General features: G+C 65.4%; 21 protein-coding genes and 1 pseudogene. 11 read left to right on the forward strand and 11 right to left on the reverse strand.

Annotation, left to right across the window (positions count from 1 at the left end; all coding sequences use genetic code 11):
• Nucleotides 1-83: 83 nt before the first annotated feature.
• Genes ABE571_RS10505 through ABE571_RS10515 form a run of 3 tightly spaced genes read left to right on the forward strand, consistent with a single transcriptional unit; the run spans nucleotide 84 to nucleotide 3,573 of the window.
• Entirely contained in the window at nucleotides 84-2,273 is a 2,190-nt protein-coding gene (locus tag ABE571_RS10505; protein WP_346493678.1) for a hypothetical protein, read from the forward strand.
• Nucleotides 2,270-2,737 (forward strand): GtrA family protein, encoded by a 468-nt coding sequence (locus ABE571_RS10510; RefSeq protein ID WP_346481401.1) that lies wholly within the window; start codon nucleotides 2,270-2,272, stop codon nucleotides 2,735-2,737. Before ABE571_RS10505 ends, ABE571_RS10510 begins: the two co-directional genes overlap by 4 nt.
• Nucleotides 2,737-3,573, forward strand: coding sequence for a glycosyltransferase family A protein (locus ABE571_RS10515; protein WP_346481402.1), 837 nt, complete (start codon nucleotides 2,737-2,739; stop codon nucleotides 3,571-3,573). Before ABE571_RS10510 ends, ABE571_RS10515 begins: the two co-directional genes overlap by 1 nt.
• Nucleotides 3,574-3,670: 97 nt before the next feature.
• Here ABE571_RS10515 and ABE571_RS10520 read toward each other — a convergent pair whose 3' ends face one another.
• From ABE571_RS10520 to ABE571_RS10535, 4 genes are all read right to left on the reverse strand, one after another.
• Complete coding sequence (locus ABE571_RS10520) at nucleotides 3,671-4,627, reverse strand: glycosyltransferase family 2 protein (protein ID WP_346481403.1); 957 nt, start codon at nucleotides 4,625-4,627, stop codon at nucleotides 3,671-3,673.
• Entirely contained in the window at nucleotides 4,617-5,312 is a 696-nt protein-coding gene (locus tag ABE571_RS10525; protein ID WP_346466141.1) for an NAD-dependent epimerase/dehydratase family protein, read from the reverse strand. The genes ABE571_RS10520 and ABE571_RS10525 overlap by 11 nt, the downstream gene beginning before the upstream one ends.
• Nucleotides 5,313-5,490: 178 nt before the next feature.
• A complete protein-coding gene (locus ABE571_RS10530) occupies nucleotides 5,491-6,432 on the reverse strand; it encodes an electron transfer flavoprotein subunit alpha/FixB family protein (protein ID WP_346466142.1) in 942 nt (313 codons plus the stop codon).
• Complete coding sequence (locus tag ABE571_RS10535; protein WP_121042567.1) at nucleotides 6,432-7,178, reverse strand: electron transfer flavoprotein subunit beta/FixA family protein; 747 nt, start codon at nucleotides 7,176-7,178, stop codon at nucleotides 6,432-6,434. Before ABE571_RS10535 ends, ABE571_RS10530 begins: the two co-directional genes overlap by 1 nt.
• 260 nt (nucleotides 7,179-7,438) lie before the next feature.
• Here ABE571_RS10535 and rfbB point away from each other — a divergent pair, with 260 nt between their 5' ends.
• From rfbB to rfbD, 4 genes are read left to right on the forward strand one after another with little or no spacing between them, the layout of a single operon-like run.
• On the forward strand, nucleotides 7,439-8,494 hold the full coding sequence (gene rfbB / locus ABE571_RS10540; protein WP_346462899.1) for a dTDP-glucose 4,6-dehydratase: 1,056 nt from the start codon (nucleotides 7,439-7,441) through the stop codon (nucleotides 8,492-8,494).
• 31 nt (nucleotides 8,495-8,525) lie between these two features.
• On the forward strand, nucleotides 8,526-9,413 hold the full coding sequence (gene rfbA / locus ABE571_RS10545; RefSeq protein ID WP_346462898.1) for a glucose-1-phosphate thymidylyltransferase RfbA: 888 nt from the start codon (nucleotides 8,526-8,528) through the stop codon (nucleotides 9,411-9,413).
• Nucleotides 9,410-9,967, forward strand: coding sequence for a dTDP-4-dehydrorhamnose 3,5-epimerase (gene rfbC, locus ABE571_RS10550; protein ID WP_346466143.1), 558 nt, complete (start codon nucleotides 9,410-9,412; stop codon nucleotides 9,965-9,967). The genes rfbA and rfbC overlap by 4 nt, the downstream gene beginning before the upstream one ends.
• Nucleotides 9,964-10,854 (forward strand): dTDP-4-dehydrorhamnose reductase, encoded by an 891-nt coding sequence (gene rfbD / locus ABE571_RS10555; protein WP_346493679.1) that lies wholly within the window; start codon nucleotides 9,964-9,966, stop codon nucleotides 10,852-10,854. The genes rfbC and rfbD overlap by 4 nt, the downstream gene beginning before the upstream one ends.
• Nucleotides 10,855-10,992: 138 nt before the next feature.
• On the opposite strand, the gene ABE571_RS10560 is transcribed toward rfbD, so the two are convergent.
• Both ABE571_RS10560 and ABE571_RS10565 read right to left on the reverse strand, forming a co-directional pair.
• Nucleotides 10,993-12,396: a mannose-1-phosphate guanylyltransferase/mannose-6-phosphate isomerase gene (locus ABE571_RS10560; RefSeq protein ID WP_313209214.1), complete on the reverse strand. Its 1,404-nt coding sequence runs from the start codon at nucleotides 12,394-12,396 to the stop codon at nucleotides 10,993-10,995.
• Nucleotides 12,397-12,412: 16 nt separating this feature from the next.
• Nucleotides 12,413-13,762, reverse strand: coding sequence for a phosphomannomutase (locus tag ABE571_RS10565; protein ID WP_284128399.1), 1,350 nt, complete (start codon nucleotides 13,760-13,762; stop codon nucleotides 12,413-12,415).
• A 160-nt stretch (nucleotides 13,763-13,922) separates the two neighbouring features.
• Between ABE571_RS10565 and ABE571_RS10570 the strand changes: the two genes are divergently transcribed.
• From ABE571_RS10570 to ABE571_RS10580, 3 genes are read left to right on the forward strand one after another with little or no spacing between them, the layout of a single operon-like run.
• On the forward strand, nucleotides 13,923-14,657 hold the full coding sequence (locus tag ABE571_RS10570) for a CoA transferase subunit A (protein ID WP_284128398.1): 735 nt from the start codon (nucleotides 13,923-13,925) through the stop codon (nucleotides 14,655-14,657).
• Nucleotide 14,658: 1 nt separating this feature from the next.
• Complete coding sequence (locus tag ABE571_RS10575; protein WP_346462895.1) at nucleotides 14,659-15,291, forward strand: CoA transferase subunit B; 633 nt, start codon at nucleotides 14,659-14,661, stop codon at nucleotides 15,289-15,291.
• Nucleotides 15,292-15,350: 59 nt separating this feature from the next.
• Nucleotides 15,351-15,941, forward strand: a complete 591-nt coding sequence (locus ABE571_RS10580) for an alpha-ketoglutarate-dependent dioxygenase AlkB (RefSeq protein ID WP_346493680.1) — start codon at nucleotides 15,351-15,353, stop codon at nucleotides 15,939-15,941.
• Here ABE571_RS10580 and ABE571_RS10585 read toward each other — a convergent pair.
• The 4 genes from ABE571_RS10585 to ABE571_RS10600 are packed head-to-tail and all read right to left on the reverse strand — an operon-like array spanning nucleotide 15,919 to nucleotide 19,451.
• Nucleotides 15,919-16,578, reverse strand: coding sequence for an ABC-type transport auxiliary lipoprotein family protein (locus ABE571_RS10585; RefSeq protein WP_284128394.1), 660 nt, complete (start codon nucleotides 16,576-16,578; stop codon nucleotides 15,919-15,921). The genes ABE571_RS10580 and ABE571_RS10585 overlap by 23 nt on opposite strands.
• Complete coding sequence (locus tag ABE571_RS10590; protein WP_121042588.1) at nucleotides 16,575-17,501, reverse strand: MlaD family protein; 927 nt, start codon at nucleotides 17,499-17,501, stop codon at nucleotides 16,575-16,577. Before ABE571_RS10590 ends, ABE571_RS10585 begins: the two co-directional genes overlap by 4 nt.
• Before the next feature lie 3 nt (nucleotides 17,502-17,504).
• Complete coding sequence (locus ABE571_RS10595) at nucleotides 17,505-18,335, reverse strand: ABC transporter ATP-binding protein (protein ID WP_346462893.1); 831 nt, start codon at nucleotides 18,333-18,335, stop codon at nucleotides 17,505-17,507.
• 3 nt (nucleotides 18,336-18,338) lie between these two features.
• Nucleotides 18,339-19,451 (reverse strand): ABC transporter permease, encoded by a 1,113-nt coding sequence (locus ABE571_RS10600; RefSeq protein WP_070426576.1) that lies wholly within the window; start codon nucleotides 19,449-19,451, stop codon nucleotides 18,339-18,341.
• Nucleotides 19,452-19,611: 160 nt separating this feature from the next.
• Between ABE571_RS10600 and ABE571_RS10605 the strand changes: the two genes are divergently transcribed.
• Nucleotides 19,612-20,871 (forward strand): threonine/serine exporter family protein, encoded by a 1,260-nt coding sequence (locus ABE571_RS10605; RefSeq protein WP_088432072.1) that lies wholly within the window; start codon nucleotides 19,612-19,614, stop codon nucleotides 20,869-20,871.
• Nucleotides 20,872-20,961: 90 nt separating this feature from the next.
• Here ABE571_RS10605 and ABE571_RS10610 read toward each other — a convergent pair.
• Nucleotides 20,962-21,336, reverse strand: a pseudogene (locus ABE571_RS10610) (H-NS histone family protein); the annotation flags it as partial.
• Between the last annotated feature and the right edge of the window lie 25 nt (nucleotides 21,337-21,361).

Genomic DNA, 21,361 nt, shown 5'->3' on the forward strand with positions numbered 1-21,361 from the left:
CATTGGCTGGCCGGGGTATGCGACGTCGCGCTGTGATGGCTGACGATTAGTCAGGAATTGATGTGACAGGAGTAAAAAATGGCATGAACAAGGCGACGCGCAACCTCATGGGTGCGGCGACGGTGGCGGTGATCGTACTGGTGGTTGCTGTCGCAAGGTTCTCGGGCATCGCGATCCTGCATGGTCCGGACGCCGACGACGTGCTTGTACCGATGTACTTCGACATCAGCCGATCGATAGGTGAGCACGGGCTGTTTGCCGGCATGTACGACTCCGGTCTGGTTGCAGGCTTGTCGTACTGGGGCAGCCCGAGTTTTCATCCCTTGTATCCGTTGTATTTCAACTGGCTGGGCAGTGATTCAACGATTCTGGATACGCTGGATCGCCTGAAGCTGGTTTTCTTTCTCCACATGGGAATCTACGGCGTCGGCAGCTATCTGCTCGGGCGTTGCCTGGGCCTGCGGCAGCTGCTGGCAATCTCCGTCGGCCTCGTCGCTCCTTTCCTGCCTGCGTTCCAGAGCGTTGGAGTGTGGCCGCCCATTTCGGCTTCACTGGCATGGTTGCCGTGGATACTGTTCTTCCAGGCGCGGATCTACCAGCGAGGTTGGGCGCCCGTGGCGGCCATCGGCCTTGCGGCCTCGGTGACGCTTCTTATCTATGCACAGCCAGCGCAGAATCTGGTGCTGGCATTCGTTGGCTCGGCAATTGTCGGAGCGGTTTACAGCGTTGTCGTGCTGAGGCAGCGGGGGTGGCAGAAAGCTCACGTCCACCTTCGTCCCATCTATGCGTCACTTGCGTTGGCCGCGGCGGTGATCGTCGTCGCTTGTTACCCCTACCTGTCCGGGGTGATGGACTTCCATAGCGATTCGATCCGGTGGCTGGGTGATGGTCGGGACATCAGCGGAAAGGACAAGCTGCCCCTGTCCGCGTTGACGGCCCATGGGCTGGGGTGGAAGGCTGTTTTTGCACCCTTCGCATTCGCTCATCAGTACAGCATGGTGGTGGGCAACCTTTATCTGGGCGCTCCCATTGCACTGGCCTGTCTGTCCTATCCATGGTTGTTCAGGACGAGGCCGCTGATGACTGCCTTGCTTGCATCAATCGCAATCAGTGCCATCTTCTGCTTTGCTGCGTTCGGCTGGCTGCTGTATCTGTTGCCGATTGCCAACAAGGTGCGCGAAGTAAACTGGTGGTCGCTGTACGTCGTCATGCTGGCTCTTCCGGTGGGTGCGCTGTGTCTGCAGCGGCTTGTCTCGTTGATCCGCCGCAAGCAGCAGCGTCAGTGGATCTGGTGGCCCGAGATCGCGGCAGCGACCATTGTCGTCATGGCCTTGCTGGGTGTGTTGGTCAGTGGCGAGTTCTATTGGCAGATAATCCCCGTGTTGCTGGGCGCTGCGCTGCTGTGGTGGTCGGCCAGCAGAGGTGTCGCGGTCAACAAGGCGCTGCTGAGCTTGGTTGTCATTGTCTCGGCTGCAGTACCGATTGTCGTTGCCAAGACGCCGAGCCTGGGGCAATCGATGATCGTGCGGGGCGAACGGATAGAACAACGGCATTCGATGGCGACGGTGTTCGCAGCCCTGGAGAGTCCGGAGAACTACCGCGTCGCCGTCAGCGAGACGCTGCCTGATTTCAAAATCCTTGGCCACCAGCTGGCCAATCTCGGAGCCCGGGGGATCCGCGGGGACCTGAATCCACAGCGGCGTTCAAAGTTCGAACTGCTTTACTTCCCCAAGCCCGCGGTGGCCCATTTGTATGGCGTCCGTTACACGGTGGTTGCGGCAGGGACCGAGGGCGCGCTCGCCATTGATGATCGCTACGCGCTCCGCGACGATCCCGCAGCGCTGCCTCGTCTCTTCCTTGCGGAGGGTGGCCTGGCGGTCGTCCCTTCGCCTTCTGCATCGCTTCAGGCAGCGGACGGCGCTCAGGTCGATCACATCTATGCCACCCCCAGGGCGGTGGAGAGACTGGGGGTAGGGCAGACGACGCTCGGCGAAGGGAAATTCTCGGCCCGTCCGGTCGCTGCCTGGCATAACTCGGCAGTGATGTTGCAGGCGATGGTGGAGACCAGTGGTCCCGCCTTGCTGGTGTTGAACGAAGACAGCGACGGCAGGTGGTATGCCATCGTCGATGGCGACGTTCGACCAGGGGTGGCCGTGAATGGCTTCCAGACTGCATTCGCATTGCCGGCGGCGGGGAAGCATAGCGTCATCATCCGCCGACCTGCCGGCTTTGCCGATTACTTTGCCGGGCTGCCCGTGGGTGGACAGCAGTGAACGGTGAGCGCTCGCCGCTTGCTGGATCGGGCGCTCCCGGTCCACTGCAACGCTTCTTCAAGGATCAGCGCGTCCTCTTCCTGATCGTCGGTGGAGCAAATACAGCGTTCAGCACGGCGTTGTTCGCGGGCTTGGTGCTGCTGTTTGGCCCCGGCGTTCCCTCCGTGACCAGCCTGGTGATCGCATGGGTTGTGTCACTGGTGCTGGTGTTTTTCGTCTATCGCCGTTTGGTGTTCCGGGTATCGGGTCATGCTTGGCGTGACTTCGCCCGCTTCGCCAGTGTCAACCTCGGCAGTCTGATGATCAACATGGCAGCCCTGGCACTCCTCGCGGATGTGCTGGGTCTGCCCCCCATTCCGACACAGATCCTCATCACGGTGGTCGTGGTGATCTTCAATTATGTCGGTCACAAGTATTTCTCGTTCCGGCGACGCCCGGAGCCTGGTTCCAAGGAGGAACGTTGATGACTCCTCGAGTGTCGGTCGTTGTACCTGCCTACAAGAATGCGGACTACCTGCAGCAGACCCTGGATTCAATCCTGGCGCAGGACTATCAGGATTACGAACTGGTCATTGCCGATCATTCATCCGCTGATGGAACCGAGACACTGTTGGCGCAGTATGCCGAGCACCCGCGCGTACGTGTTCTGTCACCGACCCCGCCAGGCGGCGGTGCCAAGGCCAACTGGGACCGGGTAACGCAGGCCGCACGTGGTGAGCTGTTGAAGCTGGTGTGTGGTGACGACCTCATCGCACCGGATGCGCTCAGCAAGCAGGTCGCCGCGCTTGATGCCCACCCTTCTGCGGTGTTCGTCGCCTGTAAGCGAGATCTCATCGACGCGCAGGGAAAGGTGGTGATCGGTGCCCGGGGGCTCGGCACGCTCAATGGCCTGGTCTCGGGCCGTGACGCCGTGCGCGCTTCAGTAATGGCCGGAACAAATCTGTTCGGCGAGCCCGGGTGCGTGATGTTCCGGCGCGAGCTGCTGCCTGCCAGCGGATGGGACAACAGTCACCCCTACCTCATCGATCAGGCAAGCTACACCAGCGTGATGCTGCAGGGAGACATGGTGGCGTTACGCGAAAGCCTGGCCAGTTTCAGGATCAACGCCGGGCAGTGGAGCGTGCGTCTGATGCATGAACAGGCGAATCAGGCTATCGCATTCCACAACGCGTTGGCTGCGGCAGATCCCACTTTGTTGCCAGGCCTGACGCTTCGCGTGGGGAATCTCAAGGCTCGCTTGATGGCCCATGCGCGCCGCTTGACCTATGTCTGGCTGGGTCGCCGAATGCAGGCCGGCTGAGGCCGGCTGCCCGAGGGAAGCCCCTGAGGCATGAGCGGATGACCTGCTTGGTCTCCAGGGGCGCAGTGACGACGTTCCGCCGGCAACGTCAGCGCGGTCAGCTCTCCGGCGCGTCATCCACATTGGCGGTTTCGCCAATGATGTACTGAGGGCGATTATTGATGTTCAGCAGGATTCTGCCGGTGTACTCGCCAATCGCACCCAACGCCAACAACTGCAGACCACCCATGAAGAGGATGGTGATGATCAGCGAGGGCCACCCGACAGCAACCTGAGGGGAGTGCAGTTTCTGCCACAGGACGACGATCGCAAGCAGAAAGGCGATGCACGAGGCCACGATACCTGCGAGGGATACAAACCTCAGCGGAACGATCGAGAAGCTGGTGGCCATCTGCAACCACAGCGAGATGGACTTGCTCAGGCTGTAACCGGACTGCCCATCCCCGCGTGCATGATGCTGCGCGATGACGGTTGCGATGCGTTTGTGGCTGGTGCTTTGGATCAGCAGTCCATCAAGGTAGACGAAAGGACCGTTGTACCTCCGCGCCTCTTCACCGAGTTCGCGGACGAATCCCCGAAACGGAGAGAGGTACAGGCCCTTTGGCTTCTTGAGCAGGCGCGCGGCAACCATGTCGTTGAAGCGGCTGCCGAGCCGCTTCCATAGCGCGTGCTGCTTTTCCGGGAACTGCGCGTAGCACAGGTCTGCGCCTTCACGTAGTTTGGCGACGATCCGAGGAATGTCGGCAGGATCGTGCTGGAGGTCGTCGTCCATCGTCACGATGTATCGGCCGCGCGCTATGCCCAGTCCCGCCATGATCGCATTGTGCTGCCCTGCGTTTCGTCGTAGATCCAAGCCACGCAGCCAAGGGCGTGCCTGGGCCTGCTGCACGATGACGGACCAGGCGTCATCGGGGCCGGCGTCATGCACCAGAATGACTTCAAAGCCGCCGTCCCCAAACGCCGGGAACAGTGTCTCCTCCAGTCTGGCCACCAGGTTCGGCAGGATGCCGGCGCTGCCATAGACAGGTATGACGACGGAGATTTCAGGATTCATGGGGCTGGCCGTAGTACTTGTGGATCACGCGGAGAGGGTAGTCTGGACCAAAATCCAGCCCGATGTCGCGCGCCGTGCGCTCGGCCAGCGCGGTATCAATCAGCATCTCCTCGCCCCGGTCCACCGCGATGATCTGCGCGCGGCGTCCAAGCACGGATTCGAACAGGCCGACGATCTCCGTCATCGGCAGCGACCATGGGGAAGCGATCGAGGCCACCTTGGGCACCGGCCCAGCGCCGGAGAGCAGTTGCGCGGCGATGCGGACGACGTCGTCGATATCGATCAGATTGCGGCAGGCGCGTGTCCAGACGGTCAGCGGATCGCCAGCCAGGATGCGGTCTCGCAGGAAGTTGGTGAGCGTGTTCGGATTGCGGGTATGCCCGACCACCTGTGGAAGCCGCAGCACGATACCGGCCGGATGCGCGGCGACCAGTGCTTCCATGGCACGTTTGTGCCGGAAATAGGGCGAGTCCTGCAGCGGGTTGACCACATTGCAGCTGCCGAAATAGACCAGCCGGGTGATGTCGCCGGCCAGGTACTGCGCCAGCATTGCACGCTCGCGTGCGAAGGCGGCCGGGTCTGTTTCGCTGGAGTTGGACACCCCGGAGGCGAAAATGACGGTTCTGGCGTCGTCTGCGAACAGGGGCGCGAATGCACGCGCCACCAGTCCCGAACCGACGATCATCGCAGGTCCCCGTTCGGTAGGCAGTGGCGGAAAGGTACGGGCATATCGAATCACGTCCATGCTGGGCGGCCGGTGGCAGCGCTGCGGCCACCCGGGGGGCTTACCTTACGCGGCCTGGACGGCCCGCGGAAAGAGGCAGGGCGTGAGGGCCGAGGCCATCACGCCCTGCGGGTCGGGCTCAGCCCAGCGCCGCTTCCAGCTCCGGCAGCAGGGTGAACAGATCCCCCACCAGGCCGATATCGGCGATCTCGAAGATCGGCGAATCCGGATCCTTGTTGATCGCCACGATGGTGCCCGCGTCCTTGATGCCGGTCAGGTGCTGGATGGCACCGCTGATGCCGACGGCCACGTACAGCTCCGGCGAGATGATCTTGCCGGTCTGGCCGACCTGCAGGTCGCTCGGCACATAGCCGGCGTCCACGGCGGCGCGGGAGGCACCGACCGCGGCACCGAGCTTGTCGGCCAGCTGGAAGATCACCTTGAAGTTCTCTTCCGAGCCCACGCCACGGCCGCCGGAGACCACGCGCTTGGCGCTCTGCAGGTCCGGGCGGTCGGTGGCACCGGCGGCGAGGCCGATGAAGCGGGTGTGGCTCGGCAGGGTCGCATCGACGCTGGCCGCTTCCACGCTGGCGCTGCCGCCCTTGGCTGCTTCCGGCCAGGAGGCGGCACGCACGGTGGCCACGACGATCTGGTCGGCCGGGACCTCCACGGTGATGATCGCGTTGCCGGCGTAGATCGGGCGCTTGAAGCTGTGGCTGCCTTCGACGGTCATCAGGTCCGAGACCTGGTTGACGCCCAGCAGGGCGGCCACGCACGGCATCAGGTCCTTGCCGAAGGTGGTCGAGGGGCCGAACACGTGGGTGTAGCCGGTGGCCAGCTTCGCGATCTGCGGGGCCAGCACCTGGGCGAGCGCCTGCGCGTTGGCGGCGTTGGCCACGGTCAGTACCTTGGCCACGCCCGCCAGCTGCGCGGCCTCGGCGGCTACGGCGGCCGGATCCGCGGCCAGCACCAGCACGTCGATGCTGGCGCCGCTGATCGCGGCGGCCGCACTTACGGTCTTGGCGGTGGCGGCGTTGAGCTTGCCGTCGTGGTGTTCAGCGACAACGAGGATCTTGGTCATTACAGCAACCCCTTCTGCTTGAGTGCGGCGACCAGTTCGGCCGCGTCCTTGACCATCACGCCCTTGCTGCGCTTGACCGGCGCGGCGTACTGGGTGGTCTTGAAGGTATCGGCGGCGTCCACGCCGAGGTCGGCCAGCTGCAGGGTTTCCAACGGCTTCGCCTTGGCCTTCATGATGTCGGGCAGCTTGATGAAGCGCGGCTCGTTCAGGCGCAGGTCGGTGGTGACCACGGCCGGCAGGTCGACTTCCAGCGTTTCCAGGCCGGCGTCGACTTCACGGGTGACCGTGGCCTTGCCGTCGGCAATGTCCAGCTTGCTGGCGAAGGTCGCCTGCGGGCGCCCCCACAGCGTGGCCAGCATCTGGCCGGTCTGGTTGGCGTCGTCGTCGATGGCCTGCTTGCCCAGGATCACCAGGTCCGGCTGTTCCTTCTCGACCAGCTTGAGCAGGGTGCGGGCGGCGGTCAGCGGCTGGATCGCCTGGTCGGTCACGACATGGATGGCGCGGTTGGCGCCCATGGCCAGGCCGTTGCGCAGGTGCGCCTGGGCATCGGCCGGTGCGATCGTGGCGACCACGACCTCGGTGGCGATGCCCTTGTCGCGCAGGCGCAGCGCTTCTTCCAGGGCGATTTCATCGAACGGGTTGGGGGACAGCTTGACGCCGTCGGTGACCACGCCGGAACCGTCCGGCTTGACCTGAATGCGGACGTTGTAGTCCACCACGCGCTTGTACGCGACGAGGATTTTCATCTGGTGCTGGATCCTTCAATAACGGGAGAACGTCCGGTTCTTTGACTAGCAACCGGTTCGGGGGTGGGACAGCGATTCTAACTGGCGCAAGGGCACCATGCGAATGCGTATGGTTATGCTGCAGCGCGTCATGAAATCGACGGAAAACGCCGACTGTTCACGCTGCACGGGCAGTCGTGAAGACGGCCGCCATGTATCCTGTGGCGCTGAGTCGGGGCGCCACCAGGCCCCTGCACGCACATCGAACAGGAGAACGGGTAGTGCCCACATGGCTTGTCACCGGCGGAGCCGGATTCATTGGCGGTAACTTTGTCCTCGAAGCGGTCGCCAAAGGCGTGCGCGTCATCAATCTCGATGCGCTGACCTACGCGGGCAACCTCAAGACGCTGGCCTCGCTGGACGGCAACCCGGACCACGTGTTTGTCGAGGGCGACATCGGCGACCAGGCGCTGGTCTCGCGCCTGCTGGCCGAGCACCAGCCCGACGCAGTGCTGAACTTCGCCGCCGAAAGCCACGTGGACCGTTCCATCGACGGCCCGGGCGCGTTCATCCAGACCAACGTGGTGGGCACCCTGGCGCTGCTGGAAGCCGTACGCGATTACTGGAAGGCGCTGCCGGACGACAAGGGCCAGGCGTTCCGCTTCCTGCACGTCTCCACCGATGAGGTCTACGGCACCCTCGGCGAGACCGGCAAGTTCAGCGAGACCACCCCGTATGCGCCCAACTCGCCGTACTCGGCGTCCAAGGCGGCCTCGGACCATCTGGTGCGCGCGTTCCACCACACCTACGGGCTGCCGGTGCTGACCACCAACTGCTCCAACAACTACGGCCCGTACCACTTCCCCGAGAAGCTGATCCCGCTGGTGATCGCCAAGGCCCTGGCCGGCGAACCGCTGCCGGTCTACGGCGATGGCAAGCAGGTGCGCGACTGGCTGTTCGTCAGCGACCACTGCGAAGCGATCCGCACCGTGCTGGCCAAGGGCCAGATCGGTGAGACCTACAACGTCGGCGGCAACTCCGAGAAGCAGAACATCGAAGTGGTGCAGGCGATCTGCGCACTGCTCGATGCACGCCGCCCGCGTGAGGATGGCCAGCCGCGCGCCAGCCAGATCACCTACGTGACCGACCGCCCCGGCCATGACCGCCGCTACGCGATCGATGCCTCCAAGCTCAAGGACCAGCTGGGCTGGGAGCCGAAGTACACCTTCGAGCAGGGCATCGGCTTCACCGTGGACTGGTACCTGGACAACCAGGACTGGGTCAACGGCGTGCTCGACGGCAGCTACCGCCTGCAGCGCATCGGCACCACCGCCTGAGCGCGGTGATCACCAGACAGAGGACAACCGCATGACTCAACGCAAGGGCATCATCCTCGCAGGTGGTTCGGGCACGCGCCTGTATCCGATCACCAAGGGCGTCAGCAAGCAGCTGCTGCCCGTGTACGACAAGCCGATGATCTACTACCCGCTCAGCGTGCTGATGCTGGCCGGGATCCGCGACGTGCTGATCATCAACACGCCGCACGAGCAGGCGCTGTTCCAGAGCCTGCTCGGCGATGGCTCGCAGTGGGGCATGAACATCGAGTACGCCGTGCAGCCGAGTCCGGACGGGCTGGCGCAGGCCTACCTGATCGGCAAGGACTTCATCGGCGGCAAGCCGAGCTGCCTGGTGCTGGGCGACAACATCTTCCACGGTCATGGCCTGCGTGAAGTGCTGCGCAATGCCGACCAGCGCGATACCGGTGCCACGGTGTTCGGTTACTGGGTCAATGATCCGGAGCGCTACGGCGTGGCCGAATTCGACAAAGCCGGCAAGGTCATCGATCTGGTCGAGAAGCCCGAAAAGCCGCGTTCGAACTATGCCGTCACCGGCCTGTACTTCTACGACGGCAACGCCAGCGATTACGCCGCGGAGCTGAAGCCGTCGCCGCGCGGCGAGCTGGAGATCACCGATCTCAACCAGCGTTACCTGCGCGAGGGCAACCTGCATCTGGAAGCGCTGGGTCGTGGCTATGCGTGGCTGGATACCGGCACCCACCAGTCGCTGCTGGAAGCCTCCAACTTCATCGAGACCATCCAGACCCGCCAGGGCCTGCAGGTCTGCTGCCCGGAAGAAATCGCCTTCGGCCAGGGCTGGATCAACGCCGAGCAGCTGGAGAGGCTGGCAGCGCCGCTGATCAAGAACGGCTACGGCCAGTACCTGCACACGCTGGCTGTGCGAGGAGTGGTGCCGTGAAGATTGTCGACACCAAGCTGCCGGGTTGCGTGGTGATCGAGCCGGCCGTGTTCGGCGACGAGCGCGGCTTCTTCTTCGAGACCTGGAACGCGGCCCGCTTCGGTGAGCATGGACTGCCGACGAAATTCGTACAGAGCAACGTCTCCAGCTCGTCCAAGGGCGTGCTGCGCGGCCTGCACTATCAGTGGCCGCGGCCGCAGGGCAAGCTGGTCAGCGTGCTTGAAGGCGAAGTCTACGACGTGGCGGTGGATATCCGTCGTGGCTCGCCGACCTTCGGCCAGTGGGCTGCCGTGGTGCTGAGCGCGGAGAACAAGAAGCAGTTCTGGATTCCGGAAGGCTTCGCGCATGGTTTCGCCGTGCTGTCCGAACGGGCGATTTTCAGCTACCTCTGCACCGAGGTGTACCTGAAGGACTTCGACGCCGGCGTCCGCTGGAACGATGCCGACATCGCCGTCGACTGGCCGATCAGCGCACCCACGCTGTCGGCCAAGGACGAGTCTGCGCCGTTCCTGAAGGACATCGCCGAGGACCGCCTGCCGGTCTACCAGCCGTGACGATCCTGCTGCTGGGGGCCAATGGCCAGCTTGGCCAGGAACTGCGACGCGCGCTGGCCCCGCTGGGTACGATCGTGGCGACCACCCGCAGTGGCGCGCTGCCCGATGGCAGCGCGTGCGAAGTGGCCGACTTCGACCAGCCCGCCTCGCTAACCGCACTGCTGGACCGCGTCCGGCCGGCGCTGGTGGTCAATGCCGCCGCCTACACCGCGGTGGACCGGGCCGAGGACGACCGGGAGGCGGCTTTCCGTGCGAACGCCGAAGCCCCCGGTGTACTGGCGCACTGGTGCGCGCAGGCCGGCGTCCCGTTGGTGCATTACTCCACCGATTACGTGTTCGACGGGCAGGGCACGCGCCCGTACCGGGAAGACGATGCGACCGCCCCGCTGGGCGTGTATGGCGCCAGCAAGCTGGCCGGTGAGCAAGCCATCCGTGCGGCCGGTGGACGCCACCTGATCTTCCGCACCGCGTGGGTATACGCTTCCCACAGCGCCAACTTCCTGCGCACGATGCTGCGGGTGGGGGCGGAGCGCGACGTACTGCGCGTGGTGGCGGATCAGATTGGTACGCCGACGCCGGCAGCGTTGATTGCCGATGTGACCGCGCAGGCGCTGCAGCACGACGGCGCACTCTCGGGCACGTGGCATCTGACCGCCAAAGGCGAGACCAGCTGGCACGGCTTTGCCGAAGCGATCTTTGCGGACGCGGTCGCAACAGGCGTGCTGCCGCGGGCACCGATCGTCGAGGCGATCTCCACGGCCGAGTACCCGACGCCGGCCAAGCGCCCCGCCTATTCGCACCTGGATGTCGCGAAGCTGGAGCAGGACTTCGGTGTCAGCTTGCCAAGCTGGCAGGAAGGACTGAAGCGGGTCATCGCGGACTGCTGACCCAGGCGTAGAGCCACGCCACGCGTGGCTGACGCGGTGTCAGGATTCCAGGCAGGGCAGCCACGCATGGCGTGGCTCTACCCGCAATAAAAAAAACCCGGCCTTGGCCGGGTTTTTTGTTTATCTGTTTGCCGTCGATCAGGTACGCCCGTACGTATCCTCAAACCGCACGATATCGTCCTCGCCCAGATAGCTGCCGGACTGCACTTCGATCAGCTCCAGCGGCAACTTGCCCGGGTTCTTCAGGCGATGGGTCACGCCCAGCGGGATGTAGGTGCTCTGGTTCTCGGTGAGCAGCAGCACTTCCTCACCCCGCGTGACCTCAGCCGTACCGCTGACCACGATCCAATGCTCGGCACGGTGGTGATGCATCTGCAGGCTCAGCGTTGCGCCCGGCTTGACCGTGATGCGCTTGACCTGGAAGCGGGCGCCATTGTCGATCGAGTCGTAGGCGCCCCACGGGCGGTACACCTTGCGGTGCCAGGTCGCTTCGGGACGGCCATCGGCCTTGATCCGGGCGACCACCTGCTTGATCTCCTGCATGCGGTCGCTCTTGCCGACCATGACCGCATCATCGGTCTCGACCACGATCACGTCATCCAGGCCGACCAGCGCGATCAGGCGCTCGCCGTAAGCGAAGGTGTTGCGGCAGTCGATCGCGATCACGTCGCCGTGGTGCGCGTTGCCCTCGCCATCCTGTTCGGACACGTCACGCAGCGCGGTCCACGAACCGACGTCGTTCCAGCCGGCATCCAGCGGCACGACCACGGCGTCGGCGGTCTTTTCCATCACCGCGTAGTCGATGGAATCCGACGGCACGGCGGCGAAGGCGTCTTTGTCCAGGCGGGTGAAATCGCTGTCGCGGCGCGCCTGCTGCCAGGCGGTGCGGCTGCCGGCCAGCATGGCGGGATTGAACGTCTCGAGCTCGGCCAGGAAGCGCGAGGCCTTGAACAGGAACATGCCGCTGTTCCAGAAATACTCGCCCGACTGCACGTACGCGCTGGCGGTTTCCGCATCCGGCTTCTCGACAAACCGATCCACGGCGCGTACATCACCGCCGGAGGCGGCCTTGATATAGCCGTAGCCCGTTTCCGGGCCGGTCGGCACGATGCCGAACGTCACCAGCTTGCCGGACTCCGCGGCCGGTACCGCACGCAGTACGGCAGCACGGAACGCCTGTTCGTCGGCGATTACATGGTCCGACGGCAGCACCAGCAGCAGCGCATCATCACCCTCGCGGGTCGCTTCCAGCGCGGCCACCGCGATCGCCGGGGCGGTGTTGCGGCCAATCGGCTCCAGCAGGATTGCCTGCGGCTGCACGCCCAGCTGCTGCAGCTGCTCGGCGGCGACGAAGCGGTGCTCCTCGTTGGCGACGATCAGCGGCGCGCGGCCGGCGATCGCTGCCACACGCTGCCAGGTGGCCTGCAGCATGGTCTGTTCGCCGGCCAATGCCAGGAACTGCTTGGGGTAGGACTCGCGCGACAGTGGCCACAGGCGGGTGCCGGAGCCGCCGGAAAGGATGACGGGAAGAAGGTTCTGCATGGTGGGGGTACTCGCCTCAGGCGTCCTTGAGCAATTGGGAAATTTCATCGGTGCGTGCGCGCAGCAGCGCTGCGTCGCCGCGGGTTTCAACATTCAGGCGCAGCAGCGGCTCGGTGTTGGAACTGCGCAGGTTGAAGCGCCACTCGCCGAAATCGGCGCTGATGCCATCGGTGTGGTCCAGTGCCGGCGCCTGCGCGGCGTAATGCTCCATCACGCGGGCGACGGAGCGCTTGGCATCGGCGACCTTGAAATTGATCTCGCCACTGCACGGGAACTTCTGCATGCGCGCTTCGACCAGATCGGCCAGCGAGCGGCCGGACTCGGACACCAGCGCGGCGATCAGCAGCCACGGGATCATGCCGGAATCGGCGTAGGCGAACTCGCGGAAATAATGGTGCGCACTCATCTCGCCGCCGTAGACGGCATTTTCCGAGCGCATCTTTTCCTTGATGAACGCGTGGCCGCTCTTGCACAGCACCGGCTGGCCACCGGCTTCCTCGACCATTTCCACCGTGTTCCAGGTCAGGCGCGGGTCGTGCACGATCTTGCCGCCGGGCTGGCGCGCGAGGATCGCCTGGGCAAGCAGACCGACCAGGTAATAGCCTTCGATGAAGCGGCCGTTATGGTCGAAGAAGAAGCAGCGGTCGAAGTCGCCATCCCAGGCGATGCCGAAGTCCGCGCCATGCTCGCGCACGGCCTGTGCGGTGAGCTCGCGGTTTTCCGGCAGCAGCGGATTGGGGATGCCATTCGGGAAGCTGCCATCGGGCTCGTGGCAGATGCGGATGAACTCCAGCGGCAGGTGCGGGGCGAGCAGATCCACGATCGTGCCGGCGCCGCCGTTGCCGGCATTGACGACCAGCTTCAAGGGCTTGAGGGCCTTGGGCTCGATGTAGCTCAGCAGGTGCGCGATGTAGGCGCTCTTGTCCGGATGCGACTGCAGGCCGGCGCTCGGCTCGGCGGCGGGGGCCTGGTCGGCCTCGACCGCATCGGAGATCGCGAACAGGCCGGTATCGGAGCTGATCGGGCGGGCCTGCTCCTTGACCAGCTTCATGCCGTTGTAATCCATCGGATTATGGCTGGCGGTGACCATGACCCCGCCGGCCGCCTTCAGGTGGTCCACCTGGAAATAGACTTCTTCGGTTCCGCACAGCCCGATGTCGAGCACCTCGCGGCCGGCGCCGCGCAGGCCGGCTGCCAGCGCATCCTGCAGGGCCCCGCTGGTGAGGCGGACATCGTGGCCAACCACCACCGTGCCGGGCGACAGCTGCGCCGCCAGGGCCACGCCGATGCGACGGGCCAGATCTTCGTTCAGTTCATCCGGAACCCGGCCGCGGATGTCGTACGCCTTGAATGCGGGGAGCGTCATCTATTCAGTCCTTCTGACAGTCAGCGCACTAGTTTAGCCGCTGCCGTGTATGGGAATCGTTTTCACCGGGGCGGGCCGGGTCAATGCCGGAGCCCGGGGGCAGGGAAAGCCCCGGGCAATGGCTACAATGGCCGCTTACATCAACGAGGTGAGGGCGTAGATGAGCAAGTCCCCAGACAACGCCGGGCGACGTGGAAAGCAGTACGCCAGTGCGGCTGAAGCGCTGCAAGGCGCCATCGCCGATGGCCAGACCCTGGCGGTCGGCGGGTTCGGCCTGTGCGGTATTCCCGAGGCCCTGATCGCCGCGCTGCGCGATTCCGGTGCCAAGGATCTGACCGTGATCTCCAACAATGCGGGCGTGGATGGCTTTGGCCTCGGCCAGCTGCTGGCGACCCGCCAGATCCGGAAAATGATCTCGTCCTACGTGGGCGAGAACAAGGAATTCGAGCGCCAGTACCTGGCCGGTGAGCTGGAGCTGGAGTTCAACCCGCAGGGCACCCTGGCCGAGCGCCTGCGTGCCGGCGGTGCCGGCATCCCGGCCTTCTTCACCGCAACCGGCTACGGCACGGTGGTGGCCGAGGGCAAGGAAACCCGCGAATTCGATGGCAAGCACTACGTGATGGAGACCGCGCTGCGCGCCGACGTCGCGCTGGTCAAGGCGTGGAAGGCCGACGAGGCCGGCAACCTGGTGTTCCGCAAGACCGCGCGCAACTTCAACCCGGCCTGCGCGATGGCCGGCAAGCTGTGCATCGTGGAAGTGGAAGAGGTGGTGCCGGTGGGCAGCATCGACCCGGACCAGGTGCACCTGCCGGGCATCTACGTGCACCGCATCGTGCACAACCCGCACCCCGAGAAGCGTATCGAACAGCGTACCGTGCGCCAGGAGGCGAACTGAGATGGCCTGGACCCGCGATGAAATGGCACAGCGCGCCGCGCGCGAACTGACCGACGGCGCCTACGTGAACCTGGGTATTGGCCTGCCGACCCTGGTCGCCAACCACATTCCCGACGGTGTGGATGTCTGGTTGCAGTCCGAAAATGGCCTGCTCGGCATCGGCCCGTTCCCGACCGAGGCCGAGGTCGACGCCGACCTGATCAATGCCGGCAAGCAGACGGTGACCGCACGCGCGGGCGCCAGCTACTTCGGCAGCCACGACAGCTTCGCGATGATCCGCGGCGGCCACATCAACCTGGCCATCCTCGGCGCGATGCAGGTCACCGACAAGGGCGACCTCGCGAACTGGATGGTGCCGGGCAAGATGGTCAAGGGCATGGGCGGGGCAATGGATCTGGTCGCCGGCGTGCAGCGCGTGGTGGTGCTGATGGAGCACACCGCCAAAAGCGGCGAGCACAAGATTCTGCCCGAGTGCAATCTGCCGCTGACTGGTGTCGGCGTGGTGGACCGCATCATCACCGACCTTGCCGTGTTCGATGTCACTGACACGGGCCTGGTGCTGGTCGAGGCGGCTCCGGGCGTGGGTATGGATGAGTTGAAGGAAAAGACCGGCGTGGCCTTCGTCCAAGCCTGATTGCCATTGCCGCCGTGGTGTCCGTTCAACGGGCACCACGCTGGCTCCTGAGGAAGGCCATGGACCTGCATCTGCGCGACGCTGAAGTGAGTTGGCACCGTCACTGGCTCTCCCGCGACACCGCCGACACCCTCCAGCGCACGCTCCGCGACGACGTTCCATGGGAGGTGCACACGATCCGGATGTTCGGCCGACAGGTCGATTCCCCGCGCCTGAGCTGCTGGATGGGCGACCCGGCCGCGCGCTACCGCTATTCCGGTACCGAATTCGTGCCGCAGCCCTGGCATCCGGCGCTGCTGCCGCTGCGCGATCAGCTGGCGACCTGCTGTGGCCATGCGTTCAACAGCGTGCTGCTCAACCGCTACCGCGATGGCGATGATGGGATGGGCTGGCACAGCGACAACGAGCCCGAACTGGGGCCCGCACCGGTGATCGCGTCATTGAGTCTGGGCGCGGCGCGGCGGTTCCTGCTGCGGCGCCGGGACGACCATGCGAAGAAGGCCGAGGTCCTGCTGGACCATGGCGATCTGCTGGTGATGGGCGGGCAGACCCAGCGCCATTACCAGCATTCGCTGCCGAAGAGCGCCCGGCCGCTGGCCGAGCGCCTGAATCTCACGTTCCGCTGGATCAACGCACCCGGGCAGGGGTGACCGCGCTGCGGGCGTGATCCTGCTCGCCGGTCACCAGCGTCCAGCCCACCACGTTCGTGGTCAGTGTCTGCAGCCCCTGTTCCAGCGCGGCGGTGACCTGGGCGACGTCGGTGCTGCCGACCGGGTTTTCCTGGCGGAAGGTGCGGTCGGCGACCACGCGCTGGTCGATCACGTGGATCAGCTTGGCGTTGACTTCGATCAGCGCGGTCGGCGTAGCCTGGCCGCGGTAGTCGGCTTCGAAGCGGCGCACGTCCATGGCCAGTTTGTAGTCGGCCCGGATGCCGGTGGTGACCCGGGCCACCCCGTTGATGCGACCGGAATCCTCGAAACCGCGCACCAGCGCGTCATCGAGCATGTCGGTGGCCGGCTGGGCCCAGCTCACGCCCTTGTAGACCTCCAGTTCGGAGGGGGTCGGGCGCACGTTGATGCGCGGGCTGTCGACCACGCGCGCGGCGCTGGGCTTGACCAGCACCAGCTGCCAATCGACGGTCGGCCAGCTCGGGTCGGCCTGGATGCGGACCACGGGCGAATAGATGGTCACCGCGCTGCGCTCGTTGCTGCCCAGCAGCGAGCAGCCGCCAAGCGCGGCGATCAGGGCGATCGGCAGCAGGGGCCGGAACAAGGTCGGGCGGCTCATTTGGGTTCGAACTCCTTGGGTGCGTCGCGGCCGAGCAGATAACGTGCCGGGTTGTTGTCCAGGCGGTCGCTGACCCGGCGCAGGTCGCGGATCAGGCCGCGCAGCTCGGTCAGGGTCGGGCCGAGCTGGGCCAGGCCATCGTTGGCGAAGCTGTTGATCGCCGCACGGTTCTCGCCAAGGATCGAATCGGCGTTTCCGGCGGCCGAATCCAGCTTGCTCAGGGTGGTTTCCAGCTTGTCCAGGATCGGCGGCAACTGCTGCACCAGGTTCTTGTCCAGGCGCTGGATGGTGCCGTTGGTGCTCTTGAGGGTGACATCCAGGCTGCGCGCGGCGTCGCGCGCGCTGAGCAGCAGCGCCTGGGTGCCCTGGTCGCGGTCAGCCAGGCCGCCACTGATGGTTTCCAGGTTGGCCAGGGTCGCGTTGATGCTGGCCACGTTGCGGTCGCTCAGCACCTGGTCCATGCGCTCGACGATGCGGTTGGCCACGTCGGTGATGTTCTGCAGCGCCGACGGCGTGGTCGGGATGATCGGGGCCGGGTCCTTGTTGACCGCGGTCAGCGCGGCGGACTGCGGCGTGCCGCCACTGAGCTGGATGATCGACGGACCGGTCAGGCTGGTGATCGCCAGTTTGGCGCGGGTGTCGGTCTTGACCGGCGTATTGGAGTTCAGCCGGATCCGCGCGACCACCTGGCGCGGATCGTCCGGGACCAGGTTCAACTCGGTGATCGAGCCGACCGCGATGCCGTTGTACTGCACCGGGCTACCCACCGACAGGCCGGTGACGGCCTCGCGGAACACCACGCGGTATTCCGTCCAGGTGCGGTCGGAGGAGTACTTGGCGGCCCACAGGCCGAAGGCCAGCAGCGCCAGTCCCACCACCAGGGTGAAGGCGCCGATCAGGACGTAATTGGCTTTGGTTTCCATGGCTTACTCGCTCTCGTGCTTTGCATCGCGCGCAGCACGCGCGCGCGGTCCGTGGAAGTACTCCTGGATCCACGGGTGGTCCAGTTGTTCGATCTCGTGCAGCGGGGCATTGGCGATGACCTTCTTGTCGGCCAACACCGCCACCCGGTCACAGATCGCATACAGCGTGTCCAGATCGTGTGTGATCAGGAAGACAGTGAGGCCCAGCGCTTCCTGCAGGGTCTTGATGAGGCGGTCGAACGCGGCCGCGCCGATCGGGTCCAGCCCGGCCGTGGGCTCGTCCAGGAACAGCAGCGGCGGGTCCAAGGCCAGCGCGCGGGCCAGGCCGGCGCGCTTGCGCATGCCGCCGGACAGCTGCGAGGGCAGCTTGTTGATCGCATCGGCGGGCAGGCCGGCCAGCTTCACCTTGAGCAGGGCCAGTTCGTAATGCCAGCGCTCGGGCAGCTCGCCGTGATGTTCCTTCAACGGCACCTGCACGTTCTCGCCCACGGTCAGCGAGGAGAACAGCGCACCATCCTGGAACAGCACGCCGGTATTGCGTTCGATATGCAGGCGGTTGGCCGGGTCGCTGGAGCGGGCATCGACGCCGAGCACCTCGATCTGACCATCGTCCGGCGTGCGCAGGCCGAGGATGCTGCGCATCAACACCGATTTGCCGGTGCCCGAGCCGCCGACCACGCCGAGGATCTCGCCGCGACGCACATCCAGGTCCAGCCCGTCGTGTACCACCTGCGCACCGAAACGGTTGGTCAGCCCGCGCACGCGGATCAGCAATTCGCCGTCATCGCTGGCGGCAGCGTCGCGGTCAGGGGCCGGGGCGGTGTCGGTGATCATCGGTTACCAGCCCATCTTCATGAACCACAGCGCGGCGAACGCGTCGAGGATGATCACCAGCGAAATGGCCTGCACCACGCTGGAGGTGGTGCGCTCGCCGACCGACTGCGCGGTGCCTTCCACCTTCAGGCCTTCCAGGCAGCCGATCAGGCCGATCACCAGCGCGAACACCGGCGCCTTGGACAGGCCCACCAGCATGTTGCGCACTTCCATGGTGTCGTGCATCCGCGCGATGTACATCTGCGGCGGGATATCCAGATCGAACGCACCCACGGTGATGCCACCGGCCAGGCCGGCGACCATCGCGATGAAGGTCAGCAGCGGCAGGGTGATCAGCAGGGCGATCAGCCGCGGCAGCACCAGCAGATCGACCGGGTCCAGGCCCAGCGTCTTCATCGCGTCGATTTCTTCGCGCGCCTTCATCGCACCGATCTGCGCGGTGAACGCACTGGCGGTGCGGCCGGCCAGCACGATCGCGGTCAACAACACGGCGAACTCGCGCAGGAAGGCGATGCTGACCAGTTCGACCACGTAGATCTCGGCGCCGAAGTCGCGCAGGATCGTGGAGCCGAGGAAGGCGATCACCGCACCCACCAGATACGACAGCAGTGCCACCAGCGGCACCGCATCCAGGCCGACCTGTTCCATCTGGGCGACGGTGGCGGTGAGCCGGAAACGGCGCGGTTCCTTGATCAGGCGCGCGCCCTTGACCAGGTTCTCGCCGAGGAAGCTGGCCAGCGCCACGATGTTGTGGCCCATGCCGTGCACGCTGACACCCAGCCGTTCCAGTGCGGCCAGCACGCCGAAGTCGCGCTTGGCCTTGGGCCGGTCGTCGGCGACTTCCTCGATGGTGGAGACCAGCGCACGATGCTCCTCGCGGAACGTCACCGCGTCCTCGCCGAGATCGGCGCGGTGGGCCACGCGCAGCAACTGCAGCACGCCGGCCGAGTCGAGCAGGGTGATCCCGCTGGCGTCCAGACCGGTCACCTTCTCCGGAAGGCCGCGCAGCACCTCGGCCGCGTCCAGCGCGGTGCGTAAAGTCCAATGACCAGACAACCGGATCAGACCGGGGTCTTGGGCATCCTGCTCGAGATGGGGGGCTTGGTCTGAGGTCATGTAGGCGTCCTGCGCGCAGCATAACCTGTCCGGGTGCATGGCTCGCGTATGCGCCGGACCGGGCTGAACGCGTTGCTCGGCAACACCGGGGGCGTCATGCCGCGATGCGATGCCACCGGGATTCTTCAGGCCGGGGCGTGTTCGGGTAATACTACGGCGCATGTCTGCCGACGCCCCCACCATCGTTGCACCACCGGCCACCTACGCACAGCGCGTGGCCTTCGTTTCGGAAATGGCCGGGCGCCTGCACAGCTATGGCACTACCGCGCAGCGGCTGGAAGCCGCCGTGGTCGCGCTGGCGCAGCGGCTGGACCTGGATTGCGAGCCGTGGTCGAACCCGACCGGCCTGATCCTGAGTTTCAGCGACCCGACCAAGGCGATCGGTTCGTCGGACATCACCCGCGTGATCCGGCTGGCGCCGGGCGAGAACGACCTGCATAAACTCAGCATCGCCGACCAGATCACCGATGCGGTGGCCAACGGCACCATGAGCATCGCGCAGGGGCACACCGCGCTGCGCCAGCTGGACAAGGATCCCGGCCGCTGGGGCAAGATCCGCACCATTCTTTCCTACAGCCTGGGCGCAGCGGGCGTGGCCGGCCTGTGGAAACTGCCGTGGCTGGATATCGCCACCGCCGGCGTGATCGGTCTGCTGATCGGCGTCATGGGCATGTATACCGACCGCCGCCCGGCCACGCGCGAGGCCAACGAAGCGTTGGCGGCCCTGCTGGCCGGCTCGGTGGCGACGCTGGTGGCCTCCTTCATCGGGGCGCTCAACCTCAACACGGTGATCATCGCCTCGCTGGTGGTGCTGCTGCCCGGGATGTCGCTGACCAATGCGGTCAATGAGCTGGCCAGCCAGCACTGGGTCTCCGGCACGGCGCGGTTTGCCGGTGCGGTGACCACGATCCTGAAACTGACGGTGGGCGCGGTGATCGCGGTGACCCTGTCCGGCATCGTCGGGCTGGAACCGCTGGTGCGCGCCTCGCGACCGCAGGCCGATTGGGTCGAGTGGGGCGCGCTGCTGCTGGCCGCGTTCGCGTTCGCGATGTTGTTCAAGGCCAACCGCCGCGATTTCCCCTGGGTGATGGCGGCGGCCGTCGCCGGCTATGCGATCTCCAAGTTCGCGGGCCAGGCCTGGGGCATCCCGGCCGGTATTTTCATGTCGGCGATGCTGCTGACCGCCGCCGGCAATCTGTTTGGCCGGCTGGCGCAGCGCCCGGGCGCGATCATCCGCTTGCCCGGCATCATCATGCTCGTGCCCGGCAGTACCAGCCTGCGCGGCGTGCTGACGCTGGTCCAGCAGCAGGACATGAGCGCCGGCCAGACCGTGCTGATGACCGTGCTCAACGTGGTGATGGCGCTGGTGGCCGGCCTGCTGTTCGGCAATCTGCTGATCCCGGCGCGCAAGAATCTTTGACCCTCCCGGTCACCGCGCGCGCCATCAACGGGTACGAAAACGCCGGCGCGAGGCCGGCGTTTTCATGTGCAGCAGTGACTGACCGGCTTACTTCTTGATCAGGAACTCTTCAACCTTCTTGCCCTTGGCAGTATGCGCAGCCAGCCAGCGCGGCTGCTTGCCACGGCCGGTCCAGGTTTCCTTCGGGTTGGCCGGGTTGCGATACTTCGGAGCGACCTTGCCGAGCTTGCGCACGGCCTTGGCCGGGGCCTTGGTGGCCTTGCTCGCGGCACGGCCACGTGCGGCCGGGGCGGCGCCGCCGAACAGTTCTTCCACCGAATAGCCCTGGGCCTTGGCCAGCTTGGTCAGCTGTGCGCGGACCTTGGTGATCGCCGGACGCTTGGCCACGATGGTCTGCTGCTTCTTGGCGTTCTTGATCAGCGCGCCCAGCTCTTTGGCGGACAGGCCGCTCAGGTCGATACTCATCTACTACTCCGCAATATATTAAGGA

Origin of the sequence: Stenotrophomonas sp. TWI273, from assembly GCF_039674765.1 — a bacterium.
GTDB lineage: Bacteria > Pseudomonadota > Gammaproteobacteria > Xanthomonadales > Xanthomonadaceae > Stenotrophomonas.

Coding starts and splice junctions, on each gene's coding strand:
- ABE571_RS10570 (WP_284128398.1), top strand. CDS start 13,923: ATGAGCAAGTCCCCAGACAACGCCGGGCGACGTGGAAAGCAGTACGCC.
- ABE571_RS10515 (WP_346481402.1), top strand. CDS start 2,737: ATGACTCCTCGAGTGTCGGTCGTTGTACCTGCCTACAAGAATGCGGAC.
- ABE571_RS10565 (WP_284128399.1), bottom strand. CDS start 13,762: ATGACGCTCCCCGCATTCAAGGCGTACGACATCCGCGGCCGGGTTCCG.
- ABE571_RS10595 (WP_346462893.1), bottom strand. CDS start 18,335: ATGATCACCGACACCGCCCCGGCCCCTGACCGCGACGCTGCCGCCAGC.
- ABE571_RS10505 (WP_346493678.1), top strand. CDS start 84: ATGAACAAGGCGACGCGCAACCTCATGGGTGCGGCGACGGTGGCGGTG.
- ABE571_RS10530 (WP_346466142.1), bottom strand. CDS start 6,432: ATGACCAAGATCCTCGTTGTCGCTGAACACCACGACGGCAAGCTCAAC.
- ABE571_RS10535 (WP_121042567.1), bottom strand. CDS start 7,178: ATGAAAATCCTCGTCGCGTACAAGCGCGTGGTGGACTACAACGTCCGC.
- ABE571_RS10585 (WP_284128394.1), bottom strand. CDS start 16,578: ATGAGCCGCCCGACCTTGTTCCGGCCCCTGCTGCCGATCGCCCTGATC.
- ABE571_RS10600 (WP_070426576.1), bottom strand. CDS start 19,451: ATGACCTCAGACCAAGCCCCCCATCTCGAGCAGGATGCCCAAGACCCC.
- ABE571_RS10590 (WP_121042588.1), bottom strand. CDS start 17,501: ATGGAAACCAAAGCCAATTACGTCCTGATCGGCGCCTTCACCCTGGTG.
- ABE571_RS10580 (WP_346493680.1), top strand. CDS start 15,351: ATGGACCTGCATCTGCGCGACGCTGAAGTGAGTTGGCACCGTCACTGG.
- ABE571_RS10605 (WP_088432072.1), top strand. CDS start 19,612: ATGTCTGCCGACGCCCCCACCATCGTTGCACCACCGGCCACCTACGCA.
- ABE571_RS10525 (WP_346466141.1), bottom strand. CDS start 5,312: ATGATCGTCGGTTCGGGACTGGTGGCGCGTGCATTCGCGCCCCTGTTC.
- ABE571_RS10520 (WP_346481403.1), bottom strand. CDS start 4,627: ATGAATCCTGAAATCTCCGTCGTCATACCTGTCTATGGCAGCGCCGGC.
- ABE571_RS10560 (WP_313209214.1), bottom strand. CDS start 12,396: ATGCAGAACCTTCTTCCCGTCATCCTTTCCGGCGGCTCCGGCACCCGC.
- ABE571_RS10575 (WP_346462895.1), top strand. CDS start 14,659: ATGGCCTGGACCCGCGATGAAATGGCACAGCGCGCCGCGCGCGAACTG.
- rfbA (WP_346462898.1), top strand. CDS start 8,526: ATGACTCAACGCAAGGGCATCATCCTCGCAGGTGGTTCGGGCACGCGC.